Below are 22,694 nucleotides of genomic sequence, written 5' to 3' on the forward strand. Positions count from 1 at the left end.
ATGCACCTCCACTGCCCCATCCAGCGCACGCCAACCACATACACAAAAAAAAGCTGCCTGCACCCTCTCGGGCACAGGCAGCGGTCTGAACGGTCAGCCGTGCAAACGGCTCACGGCCATCAGAAGTTCAGCGTGCGCTTGTCCACCGCCAGAGCCGCTTCCTTGGTGGATTCGGACAGCGAAGGGTGAGCGTGGCAGATGCGGGCGATGTCTTCGCTCGAAGCCTTGAACTCCATGGCCACCACGGCTTCGGAGATCAGCTCGGACACCATCGGGCCCACCATGTGCACGCCCAGGATCTCGTCGGTCTCGGCATCGGCCAGGAACTTGACCATGCCGGTGGTGTCGCCCAGCGCACGGGCGCGGCCGTTGGCCAGGAACGGGAAGGTGCCGGCCTTGTACTTCACGCCGTCGGCCTTCAACTGCTGCTCGGTGCGGCCCACCCATGCCACTTCGGGGCTGGTGTAGATCACGGACGGCAGGGTCGCGAAGTTCACGTGGCCGTGCTGGCCCGCAATGCGCTCGGCCACGGCCACGGCTTCTTCCTCGGCCTTGTGCGCCAGCATGGGGCCGCGCACCACATCACCCACCGCCCACACGCCGGGCAGGTTGGTCTTGCAGTCGTCGTCCACCACGATGCAGCCGCGCTCGTCCAGTTGCAGACCCACGGCTTCGGCGTTCAGGCCGATGGTGTTGGCAGTGCGGCCGATGGAGACGATCAGCTTGTCCACGTCCAGCGTCTGGGCTTCGCCCTTGGCGTTGGTGTAGGCCACGCTCACGCCCTTCTTGGACGACTTGACTTCGCCGATCTTCACGCCCATCTCGATCTTCAGACCTTGCTTGTCGAAAGCCTTCTTGGCTTCCTTGGCGATCTGCTCGTCCACCACGGGCAGGAAAGTGGGCATGCCTTCCAGCACGGTCACTTCGGTGCCCAGACGACGCCAGACCGAACCCATTTCCAGGCCGATCACGCCGGCGCCGATCAGGCCCAGCTTCTTGGGGGTCTTGCCCAGGCGCAGCGCGCCGTCGTTGGACAGGATGTTTTCTTCATCGAAAGGCACGCCAGGCAGGGCACGGGCATTGGAGCCGGTCGCCACCACGATCTGCGCGGCAGTGATGGATTCCTCTTCCTTGCCGGCCACCTTGATCTCGTAGCCGCCTTCCACGGTGCGCACAAAGGAGCCGCGGCCGTGGAAGAAAGTGACCTTGTTCTTCTTGAACAGGTACAGGATGCCGTCGTTGTTCTGCTTCACGATGGCGTCCTTGCGGGCGATCATCTTGGGCACATCGATATCGACCTTGCCGGTGGAGATGCCGTGGTCCGCGAAGTGCAGATTGGCGTGTTCGAAGTGCTCGGACGACTGCAGCAGCGCCTTGGAAGGAATGCAGCCTACGTTGGTGCAGGTACCGCCGGGAGCAGCGCCGCCGGCGGCATTCTTCCACTCGTCGATACAGGCCACGGTCTTGCCCAGCTGGGCGGCACGGATGGCGGCGATGTAGCCGCCAGGGCCGGCGCCGATCACGATAACGTCAAATTGCTTGCTCATGTCTCAAATCTCTTGTCTACAGGTGCTGAAAAAAACCCACCGTGGGCGTGTGGCCGAGGGTGGGTTTCGTCGAGGTGTGAACCCGGTGTGAATTACAGGTCGAACAGCAGGCGCGAAGGATCTTCCAGCGCTTCCTTCATGGCCACCAGACCCAGCACGGCTTCACGGCCGTCGATGATGCGGTGGTCATACGACATGGCGAAGTAGTTCATGGGGCGCACCACGACCTGGCCGTTTTCGACCACAGCGCGGTCCTTGGTGGCGTGCACGCCCAGAATGGCGGACTGGGGCGGGTTGATGATGGGGGTGGACATCATCGAGCCGAAGGTGCCGCCGTTGGAGATGGAGAAGGTACCGCCGGTCATGTCTTCGATGCCCAGCTTGCCGTCAGCCGCCTTCTTGCCGAACTCGGCAATCTTCTTTTCGATGTCGGCGAAGTTCATCTGGTCGGCGTTGCGCAGGATGGGCACCACCAGGCCACGGGGCGAACCCACGGCGATACCGATGTCGAAATAGCCGTGGTAGACGATGTCGTTGCCGTCCACCGAGGCGTTCAGCACGGGGTACTTCTTCAGTGCGTGCACAGCGGCCTTCACGAAGAAGGACATGAAGCCCAGCTTCACGCCGTGTTCCTTGACGAAGTCGTCCTGGAACTTCTTGCGCAGTGCCATCACCGGCGCCATGTTCACTTCGTTGAACGTGGTCAGGATGGCATTGGTGGATTGCGACTGCAGCAGACGCTCGGCCACGCGGGCGCGCAGACGGGTCATGGCCACGCGCTGTTCGGGACGGCCCGACAGGTCTTCCTTCAGCGCAGGCGCAGCCACCTGGGGCAGCGCAGCCTTGGGAGCGCCGGTCGGGATGGTGGCGCCAGCCTTGATGGCGGACAGTGCGTCACCCTTGGTCACGCGGCCATCCTTGCCCGAACCAGCCACATTGGCAGCGGACAGGTTGTTTTCGGCCAGCAGCTTGGCAGCAGCGGGCATGGCCACATCACCCTTGTTGCCACCCGCGGCAGCAGGGGCGGCCACGGGGGCAGCAGCAGCGACGGCAGCGGCCGGAGCGGCAGCAGGTGCAGCAGCGGCACCGGCCACGGCTTCGGTGTCGATCTTGGCGATCAGCTGCTCGGCGATGACGGTGGCGCCATCACCTTGCACGATTTCAGCCAGCACGCCAGCGGCGGGTGCGGGCACTTCCAGCACCACCTTGTCGGTTTCGATCTCGATCAGGATTTCGTCCACAGCGACGGCCTCACCGGCCTTCTTCTTCCACGTCAGCATGGTCGCCTCGGCGATGGACTCGGACAGCTGGGGAACCTTGACTTCAACGATTGCCATTTTGAATTCTTTCCAAAGATGTTTTTGTGTACCCCTGCCGTACAGGCAGGGGTTGTCCCTGTATTACTTGGTCAGGACAAAGCCCTTGAGCTTGCTGAATGCACCTTCCACCAGAGCCTTTTGCTGCTCTTGGTGCAGGTGCGAGTAGCCCACCGCCGGCGAAGCCGAGGCAGCGCGACCCGAGTAGCCCAGCTTCTGGCCTTCGGCCATGTTCTCGTGGATGTTGTGCTGGATGAAGAACCAGGCGCCCTGATTCTGTGGCTCGTCCTGGCACCACACGATGTCGGTAGCGTTGGGGTACTTCTTCAGCTCGGCAGCGAAAGCCTTGTGCGGGAAGGGATACAGCTGCTCGACGCGGATGATGGCCACATCGTCGCTTTCCTTTTCGACACGCTTCTTCACCAGGTCGTAGTACACCTTGCCCGAGCAAGCGATCACGCGCTTGACCTTGGCGGCGTTCTTCACCACGTTGGCATCCTGCTCGGCGATCACGGTCTGGAAAGCACCCTTGGTGAATTCAGACAGCGGCGACGTGGCGTCCTTGTTGCGCAGCAGCGACTTGGGCGTGAAGATGACCAGCGGCTTGCGCAGCTTGCGCACCATCTGACGACGCAGCACGTGGAAGATCTGGCTGGCCGTGGTGGGCTGCACGATCTGCATGTTGGTGTCGGCAGCCAGCTGCATGAAACGCTCCAGGCGGGCCGAGCTGTGCTCGGGGCCTTGGCCTTCGTAGCCGTGCGGCAGCATCAGGGTCAGACCGTTGACGCGGCCCCACTTCACTTCACCGGAGGCGATGAACTGGTCGATGACCACCTGGGCGCCGTTGGCGAAGTCGCCGAACTGGGCTTCCCAGATCACCAGGGTGTTGGGATCGTTGGAGGCATAGCCGTATTCGAAGCCCAGCACTGCCTCTTCGGACAGGATGGAGTCGATCACGGTGAACGGAGCCTGGTTCTCGGCCACGTTCGACAGCGGGATGTAGGAACCTTCGCTCCACTTTTCACGCTTTTGATCGTGGATCACGGCGTGGCGGTGGGTAAAGGTGCCACGGCCGCTGTCCTCACCGGACAGACGAACAGGATAGCCCGAAGCCACCAGCGATGCGAAAGCCATGTGCTCGCCCATGCCCCAGTCCACGTTCACATCGCCACGGCCCATGGCGGCGCGGTCGTCATAGACCTTCTTCACCAGAGCGTGGGGATTGACGGTGTCGGGCAGCGTGGTGATCTTCTCGGCCAGGCGCTTCCATTCAGTCAGCGGGATGGCAGTGTCACCGGCATCGGTCCACTTCTGGCCCAGGAACGGGCTCCAGTCCACAGCGTACTGGCTCTTGAAGTTGGTCAGCACCACTTCCTGGGTGTGACGGCCTTCGTCCATGGCAGCGCGGTAGGCCTTGGCCATGTCGTCGCCCAGCGACTCGCCCAGACCCTGGGCACCCAGCTTGTCGGCGTACAGCTTGCGCGTGCCGGGGTGGGCAGCGATCTTCTTGTACATCAGCGGCTGTGTCAGCGCGGGGGTGTCCTGCTCGTTGTGGCCCAGCTTGCGGAAGCAGACGATGTCCACCACCACGTCCTGCTGGAATTCCATGCGGTATTCCAGTGCCAGCTGCATGCACAGTGCCACGGCTTCGGGATCGTCGCCGTTCACGTGCAGCACGGGAGACTCCACCATCTTCACGATGTCCGTGCAGTAGGTCGTGGACCCCTTGTCGCGCGGGTCGGAGGTGGTGAAACCGATCTGGTTGTTGATGATGATGTGGACCGTGCCGCCAGTGGAATAGCCACGGGTCTGCATCAGCGCCAGGGTTTCCTGGTTCACGCCCTGGCCGGCAAAGGCGGCATCACCGTGCACCAGCACCGGCAGCACTTGCTTGCCGTGCGGGTCAGCGCGACGGTCCATGCGCGAGCGCACCGAACCTTCGACCACGGGGTTGACGATTTCCAGGTGGGAAGGGTTGAAGGCCAGCGACAGGTGCACGGGGCCGCCTGCGGTGGACACATCGGAGCTGAAGCCCTGGTGGTACTTCACGTCACCAGCGGTCAGCTCTTCGGGAGCGGTGTGATCGAACTCGGCGAACAGGTCCTTGGGCATCTTGCCCAGGGTGTTGACCAGCACGTTCAGACGGCCGCGGTGGGCCATGCCGATCACCACTTCCTGCACGCCCGTCTGGCCGCTGGCGTTGATCAGCTCGTCCATGGCGACGATGAAGGACTCACCGCCTTCCAGCGAGAAGCGCTTCTGGCCCACGTACTTGGTGTGCAGGTAGCGTTCCAGGCCTTCGGCTGCGGTCAGGCGGTCCAGAATGCGCTTTTTCTTGGCGGCATCGAAGACGGGCTTGGAGCGGATGGTTTCCAGCTTCTGCTGCCACCAGCGCTTTTGCACCTGGTCCGTGGCATACATGTACTCGACACCAATGGTGCCGCAGTAGGTTTCGCGCAGAGCGTTCATCAGCTCGCGCAAGGACATGGTTTCCTTGCCGAAGAAGGTGTTGCCTACGTTGAACACGACTTCCTGGTCGGCATCGGTGAAGCCGTAGAACGCAGGTTCGAGTTCGGGAATATCAGGGCGCTCGGTGCGCTTGAGCGGATCCAGATCGGCCCAGCGCTGGCCCACATTGCGGTAAGCGGCAATCAGCTGCTGCACGGCGGTGCGCTTGCGGCCCAGCTCGGAATCGGCGCCGGAGGCCTGGACCACCTTGGTACCGCCTTGCTTGGCGCGTTCCGCGAACGCATTGATCACGGGCAGGTGGGGGACGTCCTTGGCATTGGTGCCATCGGCGGCAGGCACATGCTGCAGCGCATCGAAGTATTCACGCCACGAATCCGGCACGCTGCCGGGGTTGGCCAAATAATTTTCGTACATCTCTTCGACATAGGGCGCGTTGCCGCCGAAGAGATAGGTGTTGCCTTGGTAGGCTTGGTAAACAGATGGCTGATCGCTCATATTCCGCTGACCTCCGCTTTCCTGGGGAAAGCCTTAGCTGGTTGGTAAACCTTCCGCGACACGGCTGTACCGGATGGCGGATGCGACTGTGGCTGGGGAAGGGCCTGTTGTTGCGTCCGTCATTGTGCCACCGAATGCCATGCCGTTCCGAAAGGCGGTCACAGCTTAAACGCTGCCTGCTTCGCTTACATTCCCATATCCCCTTAGTCTGCAGGCTTGCCTCCATACACATGCGCTCGGAAAACGCCAACAAGTACACCTTTGCGCTGCTGCTGGCAGCTGTCACCCTCGGGTTCCTGACCATCCTCTGGCCTTTCGTGGGCGCGGTGTTCTGGGCTGTGGTGCTGGCAATCCTGTTCCAGCCGCTGAACCGCCGCCTGCTGGCCCGCATGCCCCGGTACCCGAACTCTGCCACCCTCCTCACCTTGCTGCTGTGCCTGCTGGTAGTCATCCTGCCGCTGATCGCCATCTCCCTGTCGGTGATCCAGGAAGCCGCGTCCGTCTACCACCGCATGAGCTCGGGCCAGATGAACCTGGTCACCTATATCCAGCAGATCAAGGCCGCCTTGCCGGACTGGGCCCTGGACATCCTGGACAGGCTCAACCTCAGCACCCTGACGGAAATCCAGCAGCGCCTGGCGGTGGTGGCCGGCGAAGCCGCCAAATCCTTTGCCACCAAGGCCGTCAACCTGGGCCAGGGCACCCTGAGCTTTGTGGTGGGCTTTGGCATCATGCTGTACCTGCTGTTCTTTCTGCTGCGCGACGGCACCAAGCTGGCCGCACGCATCCGCGACGCCATTCCGCTGGACCGCGAGCACAAGGCCCAGCTGCTGAGCAAGTTCACCACCGTCATCAAGGCCACCGTCAAGGGCAATCTGGCCGTGGCCGCCGCCCAAGGCGCATTGGGCGGCCTGATTTTCTGGATCCTGGACATCGACGCCCCGGTGCTCTGGGGCGTGCTGATGGCCTTCCTGTCCCTGCTCCCGGCCGTGGGCGCAGGACTGATCTGGGGCCCGGTGGCGATTTACTTCCTGGCCACCGGCAGCTGGAGCCAGGGCCTGATCCTGACCGCCTACGGCATTTTGGTCATCGGTCTGGTCGACAACATCCTGCGCCCTTTGCTGGTGGGCAAGGACACCAAGATGCCCGACTACGTGGTGCTGATCTCCACCCTGGGCGGAATGTCCCTTTTTGGCCTGTCCGGTTTTGTTGTCGGCCCGGCCATTGCCGCCCTTTTCATGGCCACCTGGGATATTTACGCCCCGCCTGCCGCCGAAAACACGCCCAGATAGTTACACCTGATACGCGGGCTTATCACCGCACAGATGGAAATACCCTCTCCACCAGGCCGACCTCGGGACTTCCCTAGGTCGGCTTGTCTTTTTGTGGTCCACAGTCTTATTTGCAGCCTGGGCGTACTGGAAAGCCCAGAGCAGCAATGGAACCGGCAGCCATTCGCAGGAATACATAACCTACATAAAACACGGCGTGCAGCAATCCCGAGAAGAGTGACCGAGAACCTGAACTCCTGCGTCTTATATAAGTTGCCGGACCTAGAATGCGCCCCACAAGCGTCAAGTTAAAAAAGGTAACCCATGGTGCAATTCTCCAGACGCCAGTTCATGAAAGTGACTGGTTCGAGTCTGGCGGCATCCAGCTTGGCAGTGATGGGCTTCTCGCCCACCGCCGCCCTAGCGGAGGTCCGTCAGTTCAAGCTGGCCGCCGCCACCGTCACTCGGCAGACGTGTACGTACTGCTCGGTCGGCTGCGGCATTTTGATGTATTCCTACAGCGATGGCACCAAGAACGCCAAGCTGTCGGTCATGCACGTCGAAGGGGATCCGGACCATCCGGTGAACCGCGGCACGCTGTGCCCCAAGGGCGCATCGCTGCTGGACTTCGTGCACAGCCCCAACCGCCTCAAGTACCCCGAATACCGCGCCCCCGGCTCGACCGAGTGGAAGCGCATGTCCTGGGATGAGGCTCTGACCCGCGTCGCCAAACTCCTGAAGGAAGACCGCGACGCCAATTTCGTTGAAAAGAACGAAAAGGGCCAGACGGTGAACCGTTGGCTCACCACCGGCATGCTGGCCGCTTCGGCCTCCAGCAATGAAGCCGGCTACGTTACGCACAAAGTGGCCCGTTCGTGGGGCCTGCTCGCACTCGATAACCAAGCACGTGTCTGACACGGCCCGACGGTGGCAGGTCTTGCCCCGACGTTTGGCCGTGGAGCGATGACGAACCATTGGGTCGACATTCGCAACGCGGACGTTATCTTGATCATGGGCGGTAATGCCGCCGAAGCACACCCCTGCGGCTTCAAGTGGGTGACCGAAGCGAAGGAGCACAACAATGCTCACTTCATGGTGGTCGATCCGCGCTTCAACCGCTCGGCATCCGTGGCCGATTTCTATGCCCCCATCCGTTCGGGCTCAGATATCGTGTTCCTGGGTGGTGTGATCAACTATCTGCTGACCAACGACCGCATCCACCACGAATATGTGAAGAACTACACGGACTTCACGTTCATCGTGCGCGAGGACTTTGCGTTCGACGAAGGCATCTTCTCGGGCTACAACCCCGAAAAGCGCACCTACGACAAGTCCACCTGGGACTACGAACTGGGTGAAGACGGCTTCGTGAAGGTCGACCCCACGCTGCAGCATCCCCGCTGCGTGTACCAGTGGCTCAAGCGCCACTACGCCAGCTACACCCCTGAAAAGGTGGAAAGCATCTGCGGCACGCCGAAGGAAAAGTTCCTGCACGTGGCAGACAAGCTCGCCTCGACGGCGGAAGCCGGCCGTGTCGCCACCATCATGTACGCCCTGGGCTGGACACAGCACACCACCGGCGCACAGATGCTGCGTACCGGCGCCATGATCCAGCTGCTGCTGGGCAACATCGGCATCGCTGGCGGCGGCATGAACGCGCTGCGCGGCCACTCCAACATCCAGGGCCTGACGGACCTGGGCATTCTGTCTGCTTCGCTGCCAGGTTACCTGACGCTACCGAACGAAGCCGAACAGGAGTACGACAAGTACATCGCCGCGCGCACGCCCAAGGCACTGCGTCCGGGCCAGATGAACTACTGGTCGAACACGCCCAAGTTCCACGTCAGCCTGATGAAGGCGTGGTGGGGCCCTGCTGCGACCGCAGAAAACAACTGGGCGTTCGACTACCTGCCCAAGCTGGACAAGCAGTACGACATGCTGCAGGTCTTCGACCTGATGAACCAGGGCAAGATCAATGGCTACATCGCTCAGGGCTTCAACCCCCTGGCGGCGTTGGCCAACAGCAACAACGTGCGCAACGGCCTGAAGAAGCTGAAGTTCCTGGTGGTCATGGATCCCCTGACCACCGAGACTTCGGAATTCTGGAAGAACCACGGCGAATTCAACGACGTGGACTCCGCTTCCATCCAGACCGAGGTGTTCCGCCTGCCAACCACCTGCTTTGCCGAAGAAGACGGCGCTGTCGTCAGCTCTTCGCGCGTGCTGCAGTGGCACTGGAAGGCCGCCGAGCCCCCGGGAGAGGCCAAGACCGACATCGCCATCATGTCGGCGCTGCACCTGCGTCTGAAGAAGCTGTATGAGACGGAAGGCGGCAAGTTCCCCGACCCGATCACCAAGCTCTACTGGCCGTACGCACAGCCCGCACACCCGTCTTCCGAGGAAATCGCCAAGGAATACAACGGCCGTGCACTGGTCGACCTGACCGATGCCGAAGGCAAGGTCATCCGCAAGGCGGGTGAACAGCTGGCAGGCTTCGGTGAAATGCGCGACGACGGCTCCACCCTGGGTGGTTGCTGGATCTGGGCCGGCAGCTGGACGTCTTCGGGCAACCAGATGGCCCGCCGCGACAACAGCGACCCCACGGGCATCGGCAACACGCTCAACTGGGCCTGGGCCTGGCCGGCCAACCGCCGCGTGCTGTACAACCGTGCATCCTGCGACCGCGAAGGCAAGCCGTTCAACCCGAACCGCGTGCTGATCAAGTGGAATGGCAAGAACTGGGCTGGCGCCGACGTGCCCGACATGGGCCCGACCATGCCGCCCGAAACGACCAACCCGTTCATCATGAACCCCGAAGGTGTGGCACGTCTGTTCGCACGCAAGGGCATGAACGAAGGTCCGTTCCCCACCCACTACGAGGCGTTTGACAACCCGCTCGGCTACAACCCCATGTACCCGAAGAACAAGCTGGCTGTCATCAACCCTGCCATGCGCATCTTTGACTCCGTCAAGGATTCCGCCGGCACGGCTGCCGAGTACCCGCACGTGGGCACCACCTACCGCCTGACCGAACACTTCCACTACTGGACCAAGCACGTGCACCTGAACAACATCGTTCAGCCCGAGCAGTTCGTGGAAATCGGCGAGGCGCTGGCCAAGGAGCTGGGCATCGAGACCGGTCAAAAGGTCAAGGTGTCGTCCAAGCGCGGCTTCGTGAAGGCTGCGGCCGTGGTGACCAAGCGCATCAAGCCGATGCAGATCGACGGCAGGACCATCCACCACGTGGGTGTGCCTATCCACTGGGGCTTCTCGTCCCAGGGCCGCAAGGGCTACATGGCCAACAACCTGACCGCCTCGGTCGGTGACGGCAATAGCTTGACCCCTGAATCCAAGACCTTCCTCGTGAAGGTTGAGAAGGCTTAAGGAGTAGCTGATGTCTTCAACCATGTCCCTTGATATCAAGCGCCGCTCCGCGACGACCACCCCTGCCCCCAGTGCGCGCGAAACGCACAGTGGCGAGGTGGCCAAGCTGATCGACGTCTCCAAATGCATCGGCTGCAAGGCGTGCCAGACAGCCTGCATGGAGTGGAACGATCTGCGCGACGAAATCGGCACGGCAGCAGCCGGCGTCTACGACAACCCGACCGATCTGACCGATCAGTCGTGGACCGTGATGCGGTTCACCGAGTACGAGAACGAAGCGACCGGCAACCTCGAATGGCTGATCCGCAAGGACGGCTGCATGCACTGCGAAGACCCCGGCTGCCTGAAGGCCTGCCCTTCCCCCGGGGCCATCGTGCAGTACAGCAACGGCATCGTGGACTTCCAGCAGGACCAGTGCGTCGGTTGCGGCTACTGCGTCACCGGCTGCCCGTTCAACATCCCCCGCATCTCGAAGAAGGACCACAAGGCGTACAAGTGCACCCTGTGTTCCGACCGCGTGGCGGTGGGTCGCGAGCCGGCCTGCGTCAAGACCTGCCCGACCGGCGCCATCATGTTTGGCACCAAGGAAGCCATGAAGGACCAGGCCGCCCACCGCGTGGTCGACCTGAAAAACCGTGGCTTTGACCAGGCAGGCCTGTACGACCCGCAAGGCGTGGGCGGCACCCACGTCATGTACGTGCTGCACCATGCGGACAAGCCCTCCCTCTACAAAGGCCTGCCGGACGATCCCAAGATCAGTCCCATGGTCGCACTGTGGAAGGGCGTGGCCAAGCCGCTGGCCATGGCCGCACTGGGTGCCGCTGCCGTGGGCAGCCTGTTCCACTACATCACCAAGGGCCCGAACGACGTGTCCAAGGAACTGGAAGATGAAATGGAACGCAAGGACGCCGAAGCGCTGAATAAGGAGTCTGGCAAATGAAACGCAATCCCCGCGACCTCGTGCGCTACAACGCATCGGAGCGCGCCAACCACTGGGTGGTCGGCATTTGCTTCATCCTGCTGGCCCTGTCCGGCCTGGCGTTCTTCCACCCGGCGTTCTTCCCGCTGACCCAGCTGTTCGGCGGCGGTCCGTGGAGCCGCATCCTGCACCCCTACATCGGGGTGGTGATGGCGCTGTTCTTCGTCGTCATGGCCTGCCGTTTTGCCAAGCTCAACATCGTGGAACCCCGCGACATTGACTGGCTCAAGAACGTCAACAAGATGATCGACGGCGACGACCACAACATGCCCGAACAAGGCAAGTACAACGGCGGTCAGAAGCTGTTGTTCTGGGGCCTGGTCATCGGCATGGCGCTGATCACCATCACCGGCGTGCTGATGTGGCGCGCCTGGTGGAACCTGCCGGTGGGCGTGGTGCGTGCCGCTTCGGTGGTGCACGCCATTGCGGCCGTGTGGATGATCGGCCTGATCATCATGCACGTATATGCGGCTATTTGGACCCGCGGCACCATCCGTGCCATGCTCTATGGCACAGTCACCCGTGCCTGGGCCAAGCAGCATCACCGCGGCTGGTATCGCAAGATGACCGGCGACAACGACTAAAAAAACAGGGGCACTCCTCCTCAGCCCCTCCTCATTGACGCTTGTTGACTGCCGCCGGCTGCCTTCACGGGCCGCCGGCGGCCTTCATTGAGAACCACACAAATGCAGCAACGTATCCTCCAACCCGGCGAAATCGAAACGCTGGACAAGACCTCCTTCCCCCGCATCCTGCTGCCGCAGGTCGCCAGCCTGTTCGGCGAACGCGCGGCCCGCCTGCGCCAGCTGGCCGACGGCAACCCGATCGCCGACTACCTGCTGTTCGCCGCCAAGATCGTCGATGCCCAGCAGGCCGCCGCCAGCAGCGTGGAACTGGCCCCGTTGGACACCAGCACCATCGAACGCGCCCAGCAGCACTCCATGCCGCTGCTGCCCGCCGCCGAACACGTGGACCCCGCCTGGCACGCCGTGCTGCACAGCATGCTGGAGACCCTCTCCAGTGCCGAAGGCCTGCCCGCGCCGCTGCAGCCGCTGATCACCGAACTGCGCAACCTGCCGGACACCGAGCGCAACGAGATTGCCACCCGGCTGCTGCAAAAGGAAGTGGCGGCACGCCACATCGGCATGGCGCCGTTCATCATGGCCGCGCTGCAGGTCACCTACGCCCGGCGCGCCGCCGCGCTGAACGCCGCAGACGTGCCCTACACGGACCCGGCCAGCATCTGCCCCGTCTGCGCCAGCGAACCCGTGGCCAGCGTGCTGCGCATCGGCGGCAAGGCCAACGGCCACCGCTACCTGCACTGCGGCACCTGCTGCACCGAATGGCACATGGTGCGCGTCAAGTGCTCGCACTGCGAATCCACCAAGGGCATCCACTACGAAACCATCGAAGGCAGCAAGGACGTGGTCACCGCCGAAACCTGCGATGAATGTGGCACCTACCGCAAGGTGGTCAACCAGGAAAAAGACCCGTTCGCCGAGCCCCTGGCCGACGACCTGGCCAGCCTGATGCTGGACCTGCTGATGAGCGAGCAGACCCGCTTCCAGCGCGCCAGCGCCAACCCGCTGCTGTATGTGGCCGTGGCCGAAGCGCAGGACGCAGACCAGCCCCAGGACGGGCTGATCGATCCGGCACAATAAGCCCCAGTCTGCGGCCGAAGCGCCTGACAAGGCTGCGCTCTCCCGCACACCACGCCGGGCCGCCCCGTGGCGGCCCGTTTTCATTTTCCCGATTGCACCTTGCCGAGACTGCCTGTGGCCGCACCAACAGCACCCCACGCTACCGCCCCCCTGGACCCCGCCCGCCTGCCGTCGGTGGACCGCCTGCTGCAATCGGCCGCATTGCAGCCCCTGCTGGCCGACTACGGCCGCATCGCCACCACCGACGCCGTGCGCCAGGTGCTGGAAGAGCTGCGCCAGCAACTGCGCGCCGGCACCGCGCTGGCCCCTGAAGCCGTGGCCACCGCCGCGCTGGCAGCGCAGATCAGCCGCCAGTTGGGCCAGCTGTTCGCCCCTCGCCTGCGCAGCGTCTACAACCTGACCGGCACCGTGCTGCACACCAACCTGGGCCGCGCCCTGCTGCCCCAGGCGGCAGTGGATGCCGTGGTGCAAGCGCTGACCACCCCCGCCAACCTGGAATACGACCTGGCCACCGGCGGCCGTGGCGACCGCGACGACCTGGTGGAAGCGCTGATCTGCCGCCTCACCGGCGCCGAAGCGGCCACCGTGGTCAACAACAATGCCGCCGCCGTGCTGCTGACCCTGTCCACGCTGGCATCCGGCAAGGAAGTGGTGGTCTCGCGCGGGGAGCTGGTGGAAATCGGCGGCGCCTTCCGCATCCCCGACATCATGGGCCGCGCCGGCTGCAAGCTGGTCGAGGTCGGCACCACCAACCGCACCCATGCGCGCGACTACGAAGGCGCCATCACCGCAGACACGGCCCTGCTGATGAAGGTGCACACCAGCAACTACGCCATCCAGGGCTTCACCAAGAGCGTGCCCGACGCCGAAGTCACCACCATCGCCCACGCCAAAGACCTGCAGATGGTCGTGGACCTGGGCAGCGGCACCCTGGTGGACCTGCGCCAGTGGGGCCTGCCGCACGAGGTGACGGTGCGCGAAACCATCGACGCCGGCGCCGACGTGGTCACCTTCAGCGGCGACAAGCTGCTGGGCGGCCCCCAGGCCGGCATCATCGTCGGCAAGAAGGAGCTGATCGCCAAGATCAAGAAGCACCCCATGAAACGCGCCCTGCGCGTGGGCAAGCTCACCCTGGCCGCGCTGGAACCCACACTGCGCCTGTACCTGCACCCCGAGGCCCTGGCCCAGAACCTGACCACACTGCGCCTGTTCACCCGCCCGCAGGCCGACATGCGCGCCCAGGCCGAACAACTGGCCCCCATGCTCCAGCACGCCCTGGGCGCCAGTTGGACGGTGGACACCGCCGAGCTGCACAGCCAGATCGGCAGCGGCGCCCTGCCCGTGGACAACCTGCCCAGTTGGGGCCTGCAGATCTACCCGGCCAGCGGCAAGCAGGCCGGCCGCCAGTTGCAGCAGCTTGAAGCGCGCCTGCGTGCCCTGCCCCGCCCCATCATCGGGCGCCTGCATGACGATGCGCTGTGGCTGGACCTGCGCTGCCTGGAAGCCGGCGCCCTGGACGGCTTCATCGCCCAGTTCTTCCTGCTGCGCACCGATGGCGCCGCCCAGGCCCATATGACAGACGCCCAGCCCTGACCCCCCGGCTATTTCCGCCAGCGCTGCCAGCGTGCCCACGACACCATGGCACCCTGCCAGCCTGTGCGCCCCCCATTGAGACATTGAACCAGCACCGCACAGACGGTGCGGAAAGCAGAGAGACCCATGATCATCGGCACCGCAGGCCATATCGACCACGGCAAGACCACCCTGGTGCGCGCCCTCACCGGCGTGGAGACCGACCGGCTGAAGGAAGAAAAAGCGCGCGGCATCTCCATTGAGCTGGGCTACGCCTACAGCCCCCTGCCCAACGGCGATGTGCTGGGCATCATCGACGTGCCGGGCCACGAAAAATTCGTACACACCATGGCCGCCGGCGCCGTGGGCATAGACCACGCCCTGCTGGTGGTGGCGGCCGACGACGGCGTCATGCCCCAGACCCTCGAGCACCTGGAAATCCTGCAGCTGCTGGGCGTCAAGCACGGCACCGTGGCCCTGACCAAGGCCGACCGCGTGCTGCCCGAACGGCTGGATGATGTGCGCGCCGAAATCCAGGCCATCCTGTCGGTCACCGCACTGGCCGGCAGCCCCATCTTCCCCACCCATGCCGTGCAGGCCGACGACCCCGGCGTGGCCGCCCTGCGCGACCACCTGCAGGTGCAGGCCCAGCTCATGCCCGCACGCGCACAGGACGGGCTGTTCCGCCTGGCGGTGGACCGCGTCTTCACCCTGCCCGGTCAGGGCACCGTGGTCACCGGCACCGTGTTCAACGGCCGTGTGAACGTGGGCGATCAACTGCTGCACTCGGCCAGCGGCCAGTCGGTGCGGGTGCGCAGCATCCACGCCCAGAACCAGGCCAGCGACACCGGCGTGGCCGGCCAGCGCTGCGCCCTGAACCTGGCCGGCATCGCCAAGGAAGACATCCAGCGCGGCGACTGGATTCTGGACGGCCGCCTGCTGCAGGCCACCGACCGCATCGACATCCGCCTGCACCTGCTGGCCGAAGCCCCACCCCTGGCGCAGTGGACACCGGTGCACGTCCACATCGGCACCCACAAGGGCACCGCCCACGTCGCGCTGCTGCAGGACCAGCCCATCGAACCCGGCACCGAAGTGCGCGCCCAACTGGTGCTGGATACGCCCGTGTTCACCCTGCCCGGCGACCGCCTGATCCTGCGCAACGCCCAGGCCAGCCGCACCATCGCCGGCGGCATGGTGGTGGACCCCTATGCCCCGGCGCGCAAGCGCCGCAGTGCCGAACGCACGGCCTACCTGGATGCCCTGGAGCAACTGGTGGCTACCGCCAGCCCGGCTGCCCTGATTGCCCAGGCGCCCCACGGCCTGCCGCTGTCCCAGCTGACCCGCCTGACCGGGCGCGCACTGGACGACGCCGCCCTGCCCGGCACACTGCGCCTGCCCATGGCGGATGGCGACGCCCTGCTGCTGGACGCCGCCCGCTGGCAGCCGCTGCGCGCGCGCGTGCTGGACACGCTGGAACGCTTTCACGGCAAGAACCCAGACGAGCCCGGCATCAACGCTGCCCGCCTGCGCCGCATGGCCCTGCCCGGCCTGGTGCACAACCAGCACGACGCGCTGTGGGCCGGCCTGGTGCAGGCGCTGCAGCAGGACGGCAGCATCACCGCCAGCGGCGCCTGGCTGCACCTGCCCGGCCACAGTGTGCAACTCACCGCCGCCGAGCAAACGCTGTCGGAACAGCTGCTGCCGCTGCTGCACGCCGGCCGCTACGACCCGCCCTGGGTGCGCGACCTGGCCGCCGACACCGGCACCAGCGAAGAAGCCGTGCGCCAGCTGCTGCGCAAGCTCGCCCGCCAGGGCCAGCTGTTCCAGGTGGTCAAAGACCTGTTCTACAGCGCCGCGCGCATGGACGAACTGGCCGACATCGTCCAGCAACTGGCCGCCCATGCCGCCCATGGCGAGGTCGAAGCCCGCGCCTTCCGTGACGCCACCGGCCTGGGCCGCAAGCGCGCCATCCAGATCATCGAATGCTTCGACCGCCTGGGCTACACCCGCCGCGTGCGCGACGCCCACGTGCTGCGCCCGGACGCACAGTGGAACCGCAGCCGCTGACCGCTCAGGGAGGATGGTGGCGCTGCGATGGAGAGGGGCTGGGCTGGGCTGGGCTGGGCTGGGCTGGGCTGGGCTGGGCTGGGGATGAGATGGAGATAGCGATGCAGCTGTGCAGCAGGAGCTGGGACATCCCCTGTGCCCCACATCGCCACCACCTGCGCTGCACACAGGCTGTAACACGGTAGAATCGCCGCTTTCCTCCCAAGGAAGGCAATCGTGCCCGGTGGCGCGGCCGGGCTTCAAACCCGGTGAGGGGTGTCAGTCACTCCTGGGTTGGTTCGACTCCAGCTGCTTTCCGCCAGAACACTGGTTCGCAAGAACCCAAGAAGCCCCAGCCTTTACCGCTGGGGCTTTTTCATTGGCCGACCGGCCCTAGGTGTGAAAGCTGGCACGCCACGCTGCGGCAGCTACGAAGACAAACCTTTGTAGGTGGTGGGCCGCAGCATGCCAAACACCTAGCGGAGCACAGAATCTGCAGCGTGCTGGAACTGCTCGGGCAAAGCTGCATGCCGCTGGTGATGGCCTCGCCCCCAAAGCAGCAGATCGCATGCACCTGCTCTTTCGAACGCCCGGTGACAGACTTGGCGCCTCTGGTGAAAGCCGTCAGCCACTTTGCCCAGCGGGCGGCAGAAAAGCTGCGTGCCCAGCCGCCGTGCTGGTGTTTGCGCACAGCAGCCCGTTCAGGGCCAACGATCCCCCGGTTTTCGGAATGCGCCACCGTGCAGCTGAGCCAGCAGATGCGGGATCAGCCTTCACTTCTCCCGAGAAAGCCGAGCCAGCAGGTAGTTGGCCATAGCGTGCTGATGGAGGCATTGGCACGCATCAACCGGCGCTGGGGCAAAGGCGCCGCGGTGATTGACAGTGCGTGGCCAGTGAAGGGCTGGCACCAGAGTCAGCCATGGGACCAATAACGGTCACCCTATAAAAGAGACAACGTAGCAAGTCCCTACGCTCAGACGCAACTCGAAGTCGCTTTCCCCTCCCAGCTTGAATTCACCATTGAGCGACCTGCCGCCACCAGGCCATCGAGCCAATCTTGGTGCCCGTTAATCATCGGGTTCGGCTTCGCTTGCGCTAGTTCCTGCGCAGGCTTCCCGACCTGCGTCTCCTGCGTGAGGATACGCACTCGTGATCCCGACAGATTCTCCAGCAGCCACGCATGGTGAACGTCCAAACGATCCTCCTGCGTTGAACCTGCCCAACCGTGCCAAGCAATCCGCGCCGCCTGCCCAATGACCGGAGCGACGCACTCGACAACCTGTGCTTCGACCGAAAAACCAAACGTCTCGAAGTAGAACCTGTCCCCAGCCGCAAGCACGGGGCCATTCCCGTCGTGGAAGCGGGTGTTCGCGGCGTTCTTGTAGTAGGTAGGCCAGAGGTGCGGAGTCGCCAGGAGTGACCACAGTTCCTCAACGCTCAGACCCGCAACGATCACTTCATTCGAACAGAAGTTATCGGTAAATCCTGGTACGTATCCCTTGGGCCAAATGATGTCGCTCATGGTGTATTTCCTGTCTTGGTGATTCGATGTTGAAACTGTATTCATCACCAAATATGAAATAAACAACCATAGAATCAATTCATTAATTACACCATTGAACAAATGAACCGGACATTTGAGTCAGTGCAGGTCGGCAGCATCGACCTCTTTTGCAAGGCCGCGGAGATGGGCAGCTTTTCTGCCGCCGCAGAGTCTCTTGGGCTCGCTCCAGCCTCGGTCAGTCGCTCCATCAAACGGTTGGAGGAGCGCCTGGGCGTACGGCTTTTCTCGCGGACAACGCGCAGTGTTCGGCTCACTCCTGAAGGAGACATCTATTGGCGCGAATGCCGCCAAGCCCTTGAACAGATAGCGGAAGCCGAGCGAGCAATCACAGGAACTCAAATGGAGCCAAGTGGGACGCTGCGCATCAGCGTTGGCACGCTCTACGCGCACTACCGTCTTCTGCCAGTGCTGCCCGAATTCACCGCGACCTTTCCGCAGATAGACATCGAGCTGAGCCTGTCCAACAAGGTGACCGACATGGTGGACGAGGGTTATGACCTCGCGATAAGAATAGGGACACCACCAGACTCAAGGTTGATCGCACAGAAGCTGGAAGACGCCACAGTCGGAGTCTTCGCAACCCCTGGATACCTCGCGCAGCACGGGACCCCTCAAACCCTCGAGAGCCTGACCAGCCACCAGTGCCTTCAGTTCATTCTGCCGACCACCGGGCGGCCCATGCCCTGGATTTTGCGAACGCCAGATGGTGACGACCTCGATCACGTCCTCGCTAGCGGCCGACGCGTCCTGGACGATGCTTCCGGCGCGGTCGCTTGGGGTATGGCAGGTGGTGGCATCTTCCAGACATATCACTTCATCGCCGCGCCCGCGGTGGCCCGTGGCGAATTGATCGAGGTTTTGCAAGCCTACGGTGGGCGATCACGCCAGTTCTCCATCACATTCCCGCAGAACCGCCACCTCTCAGCAAGGGTGCGCGTCTTCGTCGACTTCATGCTCCAGCGGCTGCGCATAGCTTGAGGCCTGTCCCCAATATCGAGCTGCGGAAGACCTCGCACTCGGAGTGCCTGACCAACGGAAGGGCTAACGATCCTCGTTTTTCGAAATGCGCCACCGCACCAGAGGCGGCGTACACGCCCAGTTACCAACCGCTCCCGCATCCGGCGCACGACTCGCATATACTGTATGCATGTACAGTAACCGTTTCCTAGCCGGCATGCCCGTGCCCGCCACCATCACCGCCATGCCACTGCCCATGCTGGCAGCGCCTGTGCGCGGCGGCCGTGCCAGTGCGGCGGAACGCGGTGCGGTCATGCACCTCGACCTGGCCACAGAAATGGCGCAGCACCCGCAGTCCATCTACATCCTGCGGCAGACGGGTGACAGCATGGAAGGCGCCGGCATGTTCGACGGCGATATGCTGGTGGTGGAAAAGCACCTCCAGCCCGCGCACGGCGACATCGTGGTGGCTCAGGTGAATGGCGAATTCACCTGCAAACGCCTGCATGTGCGCGACGGGCAGTTCGTGCTGCACCCGGAAAACCCGGCGTATCCGGACATCCATCCCCAGGAGGGGCAGCACATCGAGATCTGGGGCGTGGTCTCCAGCAGCGTCAGGCGCTTGCACACGGCGTGAGGGCTTGAGGATTTAAGGGCGTCGTGCCCTGTCCGCGCCAATGTGCGCGCCTAGGCGCTGCAGCTTGCCGTTGCTGACCTATGGCACCCCCACGGACAGCGCCACTGCAACACACCGTAACCTCCCCGGCACCGCATCGGCAGGATGTAATTGGCGGTCATCCATCAGTTCCACCACCCGCGCTACCGCCTATCCAGAAACTCTGTTCTGCATTGCAAAACAAGGGCCTGCGGCACGCTGGATGCATGTCCAGACACCCGCATCCCAGGCCATCCAGAAAGCCGTCAACAGCTATCAAATACACAGCATCCTGGCTGCATTTCACCTGCACTCTGCCCACGTGCCTTGGCGAACAATTGTCGATACCATTTATCCGAATACCGACGGGTCGCGCACAGAGAGGGTTCGGTGTCGCGCACAGGGGGATAGAAACAGATCATGCTGGATTTGACGACGGTGTCGATGATGATCGTTCTGTCCTCGGTCACCCTCGCGGCGCTGACGGGTTTCTGTGGCAGAAAATTCTGGAACGACGGTGGCAGCCAGCTGACACTGGGCCTGGTGCTGTTCGGCGTGGGCTTCAGTGGCCTCAGCTTCATGAACTCGCCGCTGCGCCCTCTGCTGTCCGGCATCGGCTATGTGGCATTTGCCAGCGGCATCTGCGCCAGCATTGCCAGCCTGCACCGCTTCTACCGCATTCCGCTCACCACCGCCTGGCTGTATGTGCTGCCGGTGTGCACTGCCGTGGTCTATGTGCTGCTGCTGGATCCGGCCCAGGTCGTGGCGCGCACGCGCACGGTCTGCGGCATGCTGATCCTGCACAACCTGTGGATGGCGCAGGTGCTGCTGCGCCGCTACCACCATCTGGGGCGTGGGGAATGGGTGTTCATGGCGGGGGTGGCGCTGCTCACCTCGGCCCTGGTGCTGCGCATGCTCTCGCCCCAGCTGTCGCTGACCGTGCTGTCCCCTTCCAGCACCCGCAGCAGCTCGTCGCTGCTGCTGTCCTATGCCGTACTGTTCATCGCCCTGCACCTCAAGGCCATCGGCTTTCTGATGATGGCCCAGGCGCGGGCAGACCAGCAGTTGCTGCGCTTTGCCAACGAAGACAGCCTGACCGGCCTGCCCAACCGCCGCACGGTCATGCAGGCCCTGCAGCAGACACTGGACCAGCCTCCCCGCAAGCGCCAGCCCCTGGCCGTGCTGCTGATGGACCTCGACCATTTCAAGCGCGTCAACGACCAGTGCGGCCACCCGGCGGGCGACCAGGTGCTGGCGGGCATGGGGCTGATGCTGCGCGAGCAGCTGCGCCCGCACAGCGTGGCGGGCCGCTATGGCGGTGAAGAGTTTGTCGTGGTCTGCCCGGACACCACGGCCGAACAGGCCGTGCAGCTGGCCAACCGGCTGTGTGAAGCCGCCCGCAACCAGCTGCGCGCCCACCATGCCAAGTGCAGCTGGCCGGTGACCATCAGCGTGGGGGTCAGCGCCCTGGCCGCCGACAGTGCGGACGCGCGCAGCACGGTGCTGCTGCACCAGGCCGACCAGGCCCTCTACCAGGCCAAGCACGCCGGGCGCGACCGGGTCTGCCTGTTTGGCGCGCCCGCTTGCGATGAGGCAGTGAACAGCCTGGACCTGCTGGGCCAGGGCCTGGGGGTGCTGCACTTTCCGGAACGCTTTGTGCGCCCGCACAGGGACGACGCAGCCGAGCGGTAGGCGCCTGCGCATCGCCCGGCTGGCGCGCGAAAAATACGTGGCAAACACACGGCAAACGTGCGGAAAGCGCGCTTAGGAGGCACAGCCACCTGGATGCGCAGCGCTGCCGCGTACCGCCAGCCCAACAGCACTTCACCGACCGCGTACCGAGACTGCGTCCACACCGAAACCGGAACCACTAAGCCAACCCCTAACGCTGCACCCGGTAGTGGTAGCCATAAGCCGGCACAAAGCCCAGGCTGGCATACAGCTGCTCGGCCACTCGGTTGCCGCCGCGCACCTGCAGGTCCACCTGCTGCGCACCGTGGGCCGCCACCCAATGCAGCAGGCTGCACACCAGTTGCCGGCCCAGGCCCTGCCCCCGGCATTCCGGGTCCACCACCACGTCGTACAGGCCCGCGGCGCCACGCTCCAGCACCGCCAGGCCCCAGGCCACGCTGCGCCCGCCTTGCTCCACCGTGGCATAGGCGCACTGCCCGCCAATGCCATCCACAATCCGCTGGTGCCAGGGCTGCTGGTGGGGCACCAGCCCGCTGGCCTGGGCATAACCGGCCAGCCAGGCCGGTGTGCAGCCAGGCTCCACGGGCACGGCGCTCAGGCTGCGGTCCGCAGCTGTGCAGTCGCGCAGCAAAAAGCGGGAAGGCTCCACCAGGGCATAGCCGCGCGCAGCCAGCAAGGCATCCCCCTGCGCATCCGCCAAAGGGGACAGGCGAAAGATGGCGGGCAGCTGCTGCCGCGCATACCAGGCTTCTATGGCCTGCAACAGCCCGCCATCCAGCATGGCACCGGCCTGCAGGGCGTTGGCCGAGTTGGCACGCTTGGTGTAGCCGCCGCTGCTGCGCAGCAGCCAGTCGTCCATCACCGCCGTGCGCACCGCCGGCCAGGCATTGAAGCTGCGCTGCTCCAGCCGCGCCACGCTGGCCGTGCCGGCCCCGGCCACCAGGGGCAGGGAACAGTCCGAACCGGCAGGAACGGACGAAGCATCTGGAACGGGTGAAGCGGGCGGCGCACCGGCCGCAGAGACAGAAGCATGCATACGCAAAAAGGCAGCAGAAAGCAGCAGCAAAACGAACCGCCGCCACC

The 22,694-nt window shown here is 64.1% G+C and carries 16 protein-coding genes and 1 tRNA gene; 12 read left to right on the forward strand and 5 right to left on the reverse strand.

Features of this window, described 5'->3' with window-relative positions; all coding sequences use genetic code 11:
• Positions 1-119: 119 nt before the first annotated feature.
• The 3 genes from lpdA to B3349_RS12000 all read right to left on the reverse strand — a co-directional run bounded on the left by lpdA (position 120) and on the right by B3349_RS12000 (position 5,827).
• A complete protein-coding gene (gene lpdA / locus B3349_RS11990) occupies positions 120-1,547 on the reverse strand; it encodes a dihydrolipoyl dehydrogenase (RefSeq protein ID WP_291588885.1) in 1,428 nt (475 codons plus the stop codon).
• Positions 1,548-1,639: 92 nt separating this feature from the next.
• On the reverse strand, positions 1,640-2,884 hold the full coding sequence (odhB, locus tag B3349_RS11995; protein WP_291588887.1) for a 2-oxoglutarate dehydrogenase complex dihydrolipoyllysine-residue succinyltransferase: 1,245 nt from the start codon (positions 2,882-2,884) through the stop codon (positions 1,640-1,642).
• 63 nt (positions 2,885-2,947) lie between these two features.
• Positions 2,948-5,827, reverse strand: a complete 2,880-nt coding sequence (locus tag B3349_RS12000) for a 2-oxoglutarate dehydrogenase E1 component (RefSeq protein WP_291588889.1) — start codon at positions 5,825-5,827, stop codon at positions 2,948-2,950.
• Between the two features lie 230 nt (positions 5,828-6,057).
• On the opposite strand from B3349_RS12000, the gene B3349_RS12005 reads away from it, so the two are divergent.
• The 9 genes from B3349_RS12005 (at position 6,058) to B3349_RS12045 (ending at position 17,675) form a co-directional block, all read left to right on the forward strand.
• A complete protein-coding gene (locus B3349_RS12005) occupies positions 6,058-7,119 on the forward strand; it encodes an AI-2E family transporter (RefSeq protein WP_291588891.1) in 1,062 nt (353 codons plus the stop codon).
• A 303-nt stretch (positions 7,120-7,422) separates the two neighbouring features.
• Positions 7,423-10,482 (forward strand): formate dehydrogenase-N subunit alpha, encoded by a 3,060-nt coding sequence (gene fdnG / locus B3349_RS12010; protein ID WP_291588893.1) that lies wholly within the window; start codon positions 7,423-7,425, stop codon positions 10,480-10,482.
• A gap of 10 nt (positions 10,483-10,492) precedes the next feature.
• Positions 10,493-11,422: a formate dehydrogenase subunit beta gene (fdxH, locus tag B3349_RS12015; RefSeq protein ID WP_066532413.1), complete on the forward strand. Its 930-nt coding sequence runs from the start codon at positions 10,493-10,495 to the stop codon at positions 11,420-11,422.
• Positions 11,419-12,045 carry a formate dehydrogenase subunit gamma gene (locus B3349_RS12020; RefSeq protein ID WP_291588895.1) on the forward strand — a complete coding sequence of 209 codons (627 nt, stop codon included), beginning with the start codon at positions 11,419-11,421 and terminating at the stop codon, positions 12,043-12,045. The genes fdxH and B3349_RS12020 overlap by 4 nt, the downstream gene beginning before the upstream one ends.
• Positions 12,046-12,147: 102 nt before the next feature.
• Positions 12,148-13,122: a formate dehydrogenase accessory protein FdhE gene (gene fdhE / locus B3349_RS12025; protein ID WP_291588898.1), complete on the forward strand. Its 975-nt coding sequence runs from the start codon at positions 12,148-12,150 to the stop codon at positions 13,120-13,122.
• A gap of 99 nt (positions 13,123-13,221) precedes the next feature.
• A complete protein-coding gene (selA, locus tag B3349_RS12030) occupies positions 13,222-14,715 on the forward strand; it encodes an L-seryl-tRNA(Sec) selenium transferase (RefSeq protein ID WP_414646887.1) in 1,494 nt (497 codons plus the stop codon).
• Between the two features lie 126 nt (positions 14,716-14,841).
• A complete protein-coding gene (gene selB, locus B3349_RS12035) occupies positions 14,842-16,764 on the forward strand; it encodes a selenocysteine-specific translation elongation factor (protein WP_291588900.1) in 1,923 nt (640 codons plus the stop codon).
• A 205-nt stretch (positions 16,765-16,969) separates the two neighbouring features.
• Positions 16,970-17,065 (forward strand) — tRNA-Sec (locus tag B3349_RS12040).
• 178 nt (positions 17,066-17,243) lie between these two features.
• Entirely contained in the window at positions 17,244-17,675 is a 432-nt protein-coding gene (locus B3349_RS12045; protein WP_291588901.1) for a DinB/UmuC family translesion DNA polymerase, read from the forward strand.
• 41 nt (positions 17,676-17,716) lie between these two features.
• On the opposite strand, the gene B3349_RS12050 is transcribed toward B3349_RS12045, so the two are convergent.
• On the reverse strand, positions 17,717-18,265 hold the full coding sequence (locus B3349_RS12050) for an SRPBCC family protein (RefSeq protein WP_291588903.1): 549 nt from the start codon (positions 18,263-18,265) through the stop codon (positions 17,717-17,719).
• A gap of 102 nt (positions 18,266-18,367) precedes the next feature.
• Between B3349_RS12050 and B3349_RS12055 the strand changes: the two genes are divergently transcribed.
• From B3349_RS12055 to B3349_RS12065, 3 genes are all read left to right on the forward strand, one after another.
• Positions 18,368-19,285: a LysR family transcriptional regulator gene (locus B3349_RS12055; RefSeq protein ID WP_291588905.1), complete on the forward strand. Its 918-nt coding sequence runs from the start codon at positions 18,368-18,370 to the stop codon at positions 19,283-19,285.
• Positions 19,286-19,454: 169 nt separating this feature from the next.
• Positions 19,455-19,901, forward strand: coding sequence for a LexA family protein (locus B3349_RS12060; protein ID WP_291588906.1), 447 nt, complete (start codon positions 19,455-19,457; stop codon positions 19,899-19,901).
• Between the two features lie 438 nt (positions 19,902-20,339).
• Positions 20,340-21,611 carry a GGDEF domain-containing protein gene (locus B3349_RS12065; RefSeq protein WP_291588908.1) on the forward strand — a complete coding sequence of 424 codons (1,272 nt, stop codon included), beginning with the start codon at positions 20,340-20,342 and terminating at the stop codon, positions 21,609-21,611.
• A gap of 190 nt (positions 21,612-21,801) precedes the next feature.
• Here the strand turns inward: B3349_RS12065 and B3349_RS12070 are convergent, their stop codons facing one another.
• On the reverse strand, positions 21,802-22,647 hold the full coding sequence (locus B3349_RS12070; RefSeq protein WP_291588910.1) for a GNAT family N-acetyltransferase: 846 nt from the start codon (positions 22,645-22,647) through the stop codon (positions 21,802-21,804).
• Positions 22,648-22,694 lie beyond the last annotated feature (47 nt).

The organism is Comamonas sp. UBA7528, assembly GCF_002479375.1.
In the GTDB taxonomy this organism is placed as follows: Bacteria; Pseudomonadota; Gammaproteobacteria; order Burkholderiales; family Burkholderiaceae_C; genus Comamonas.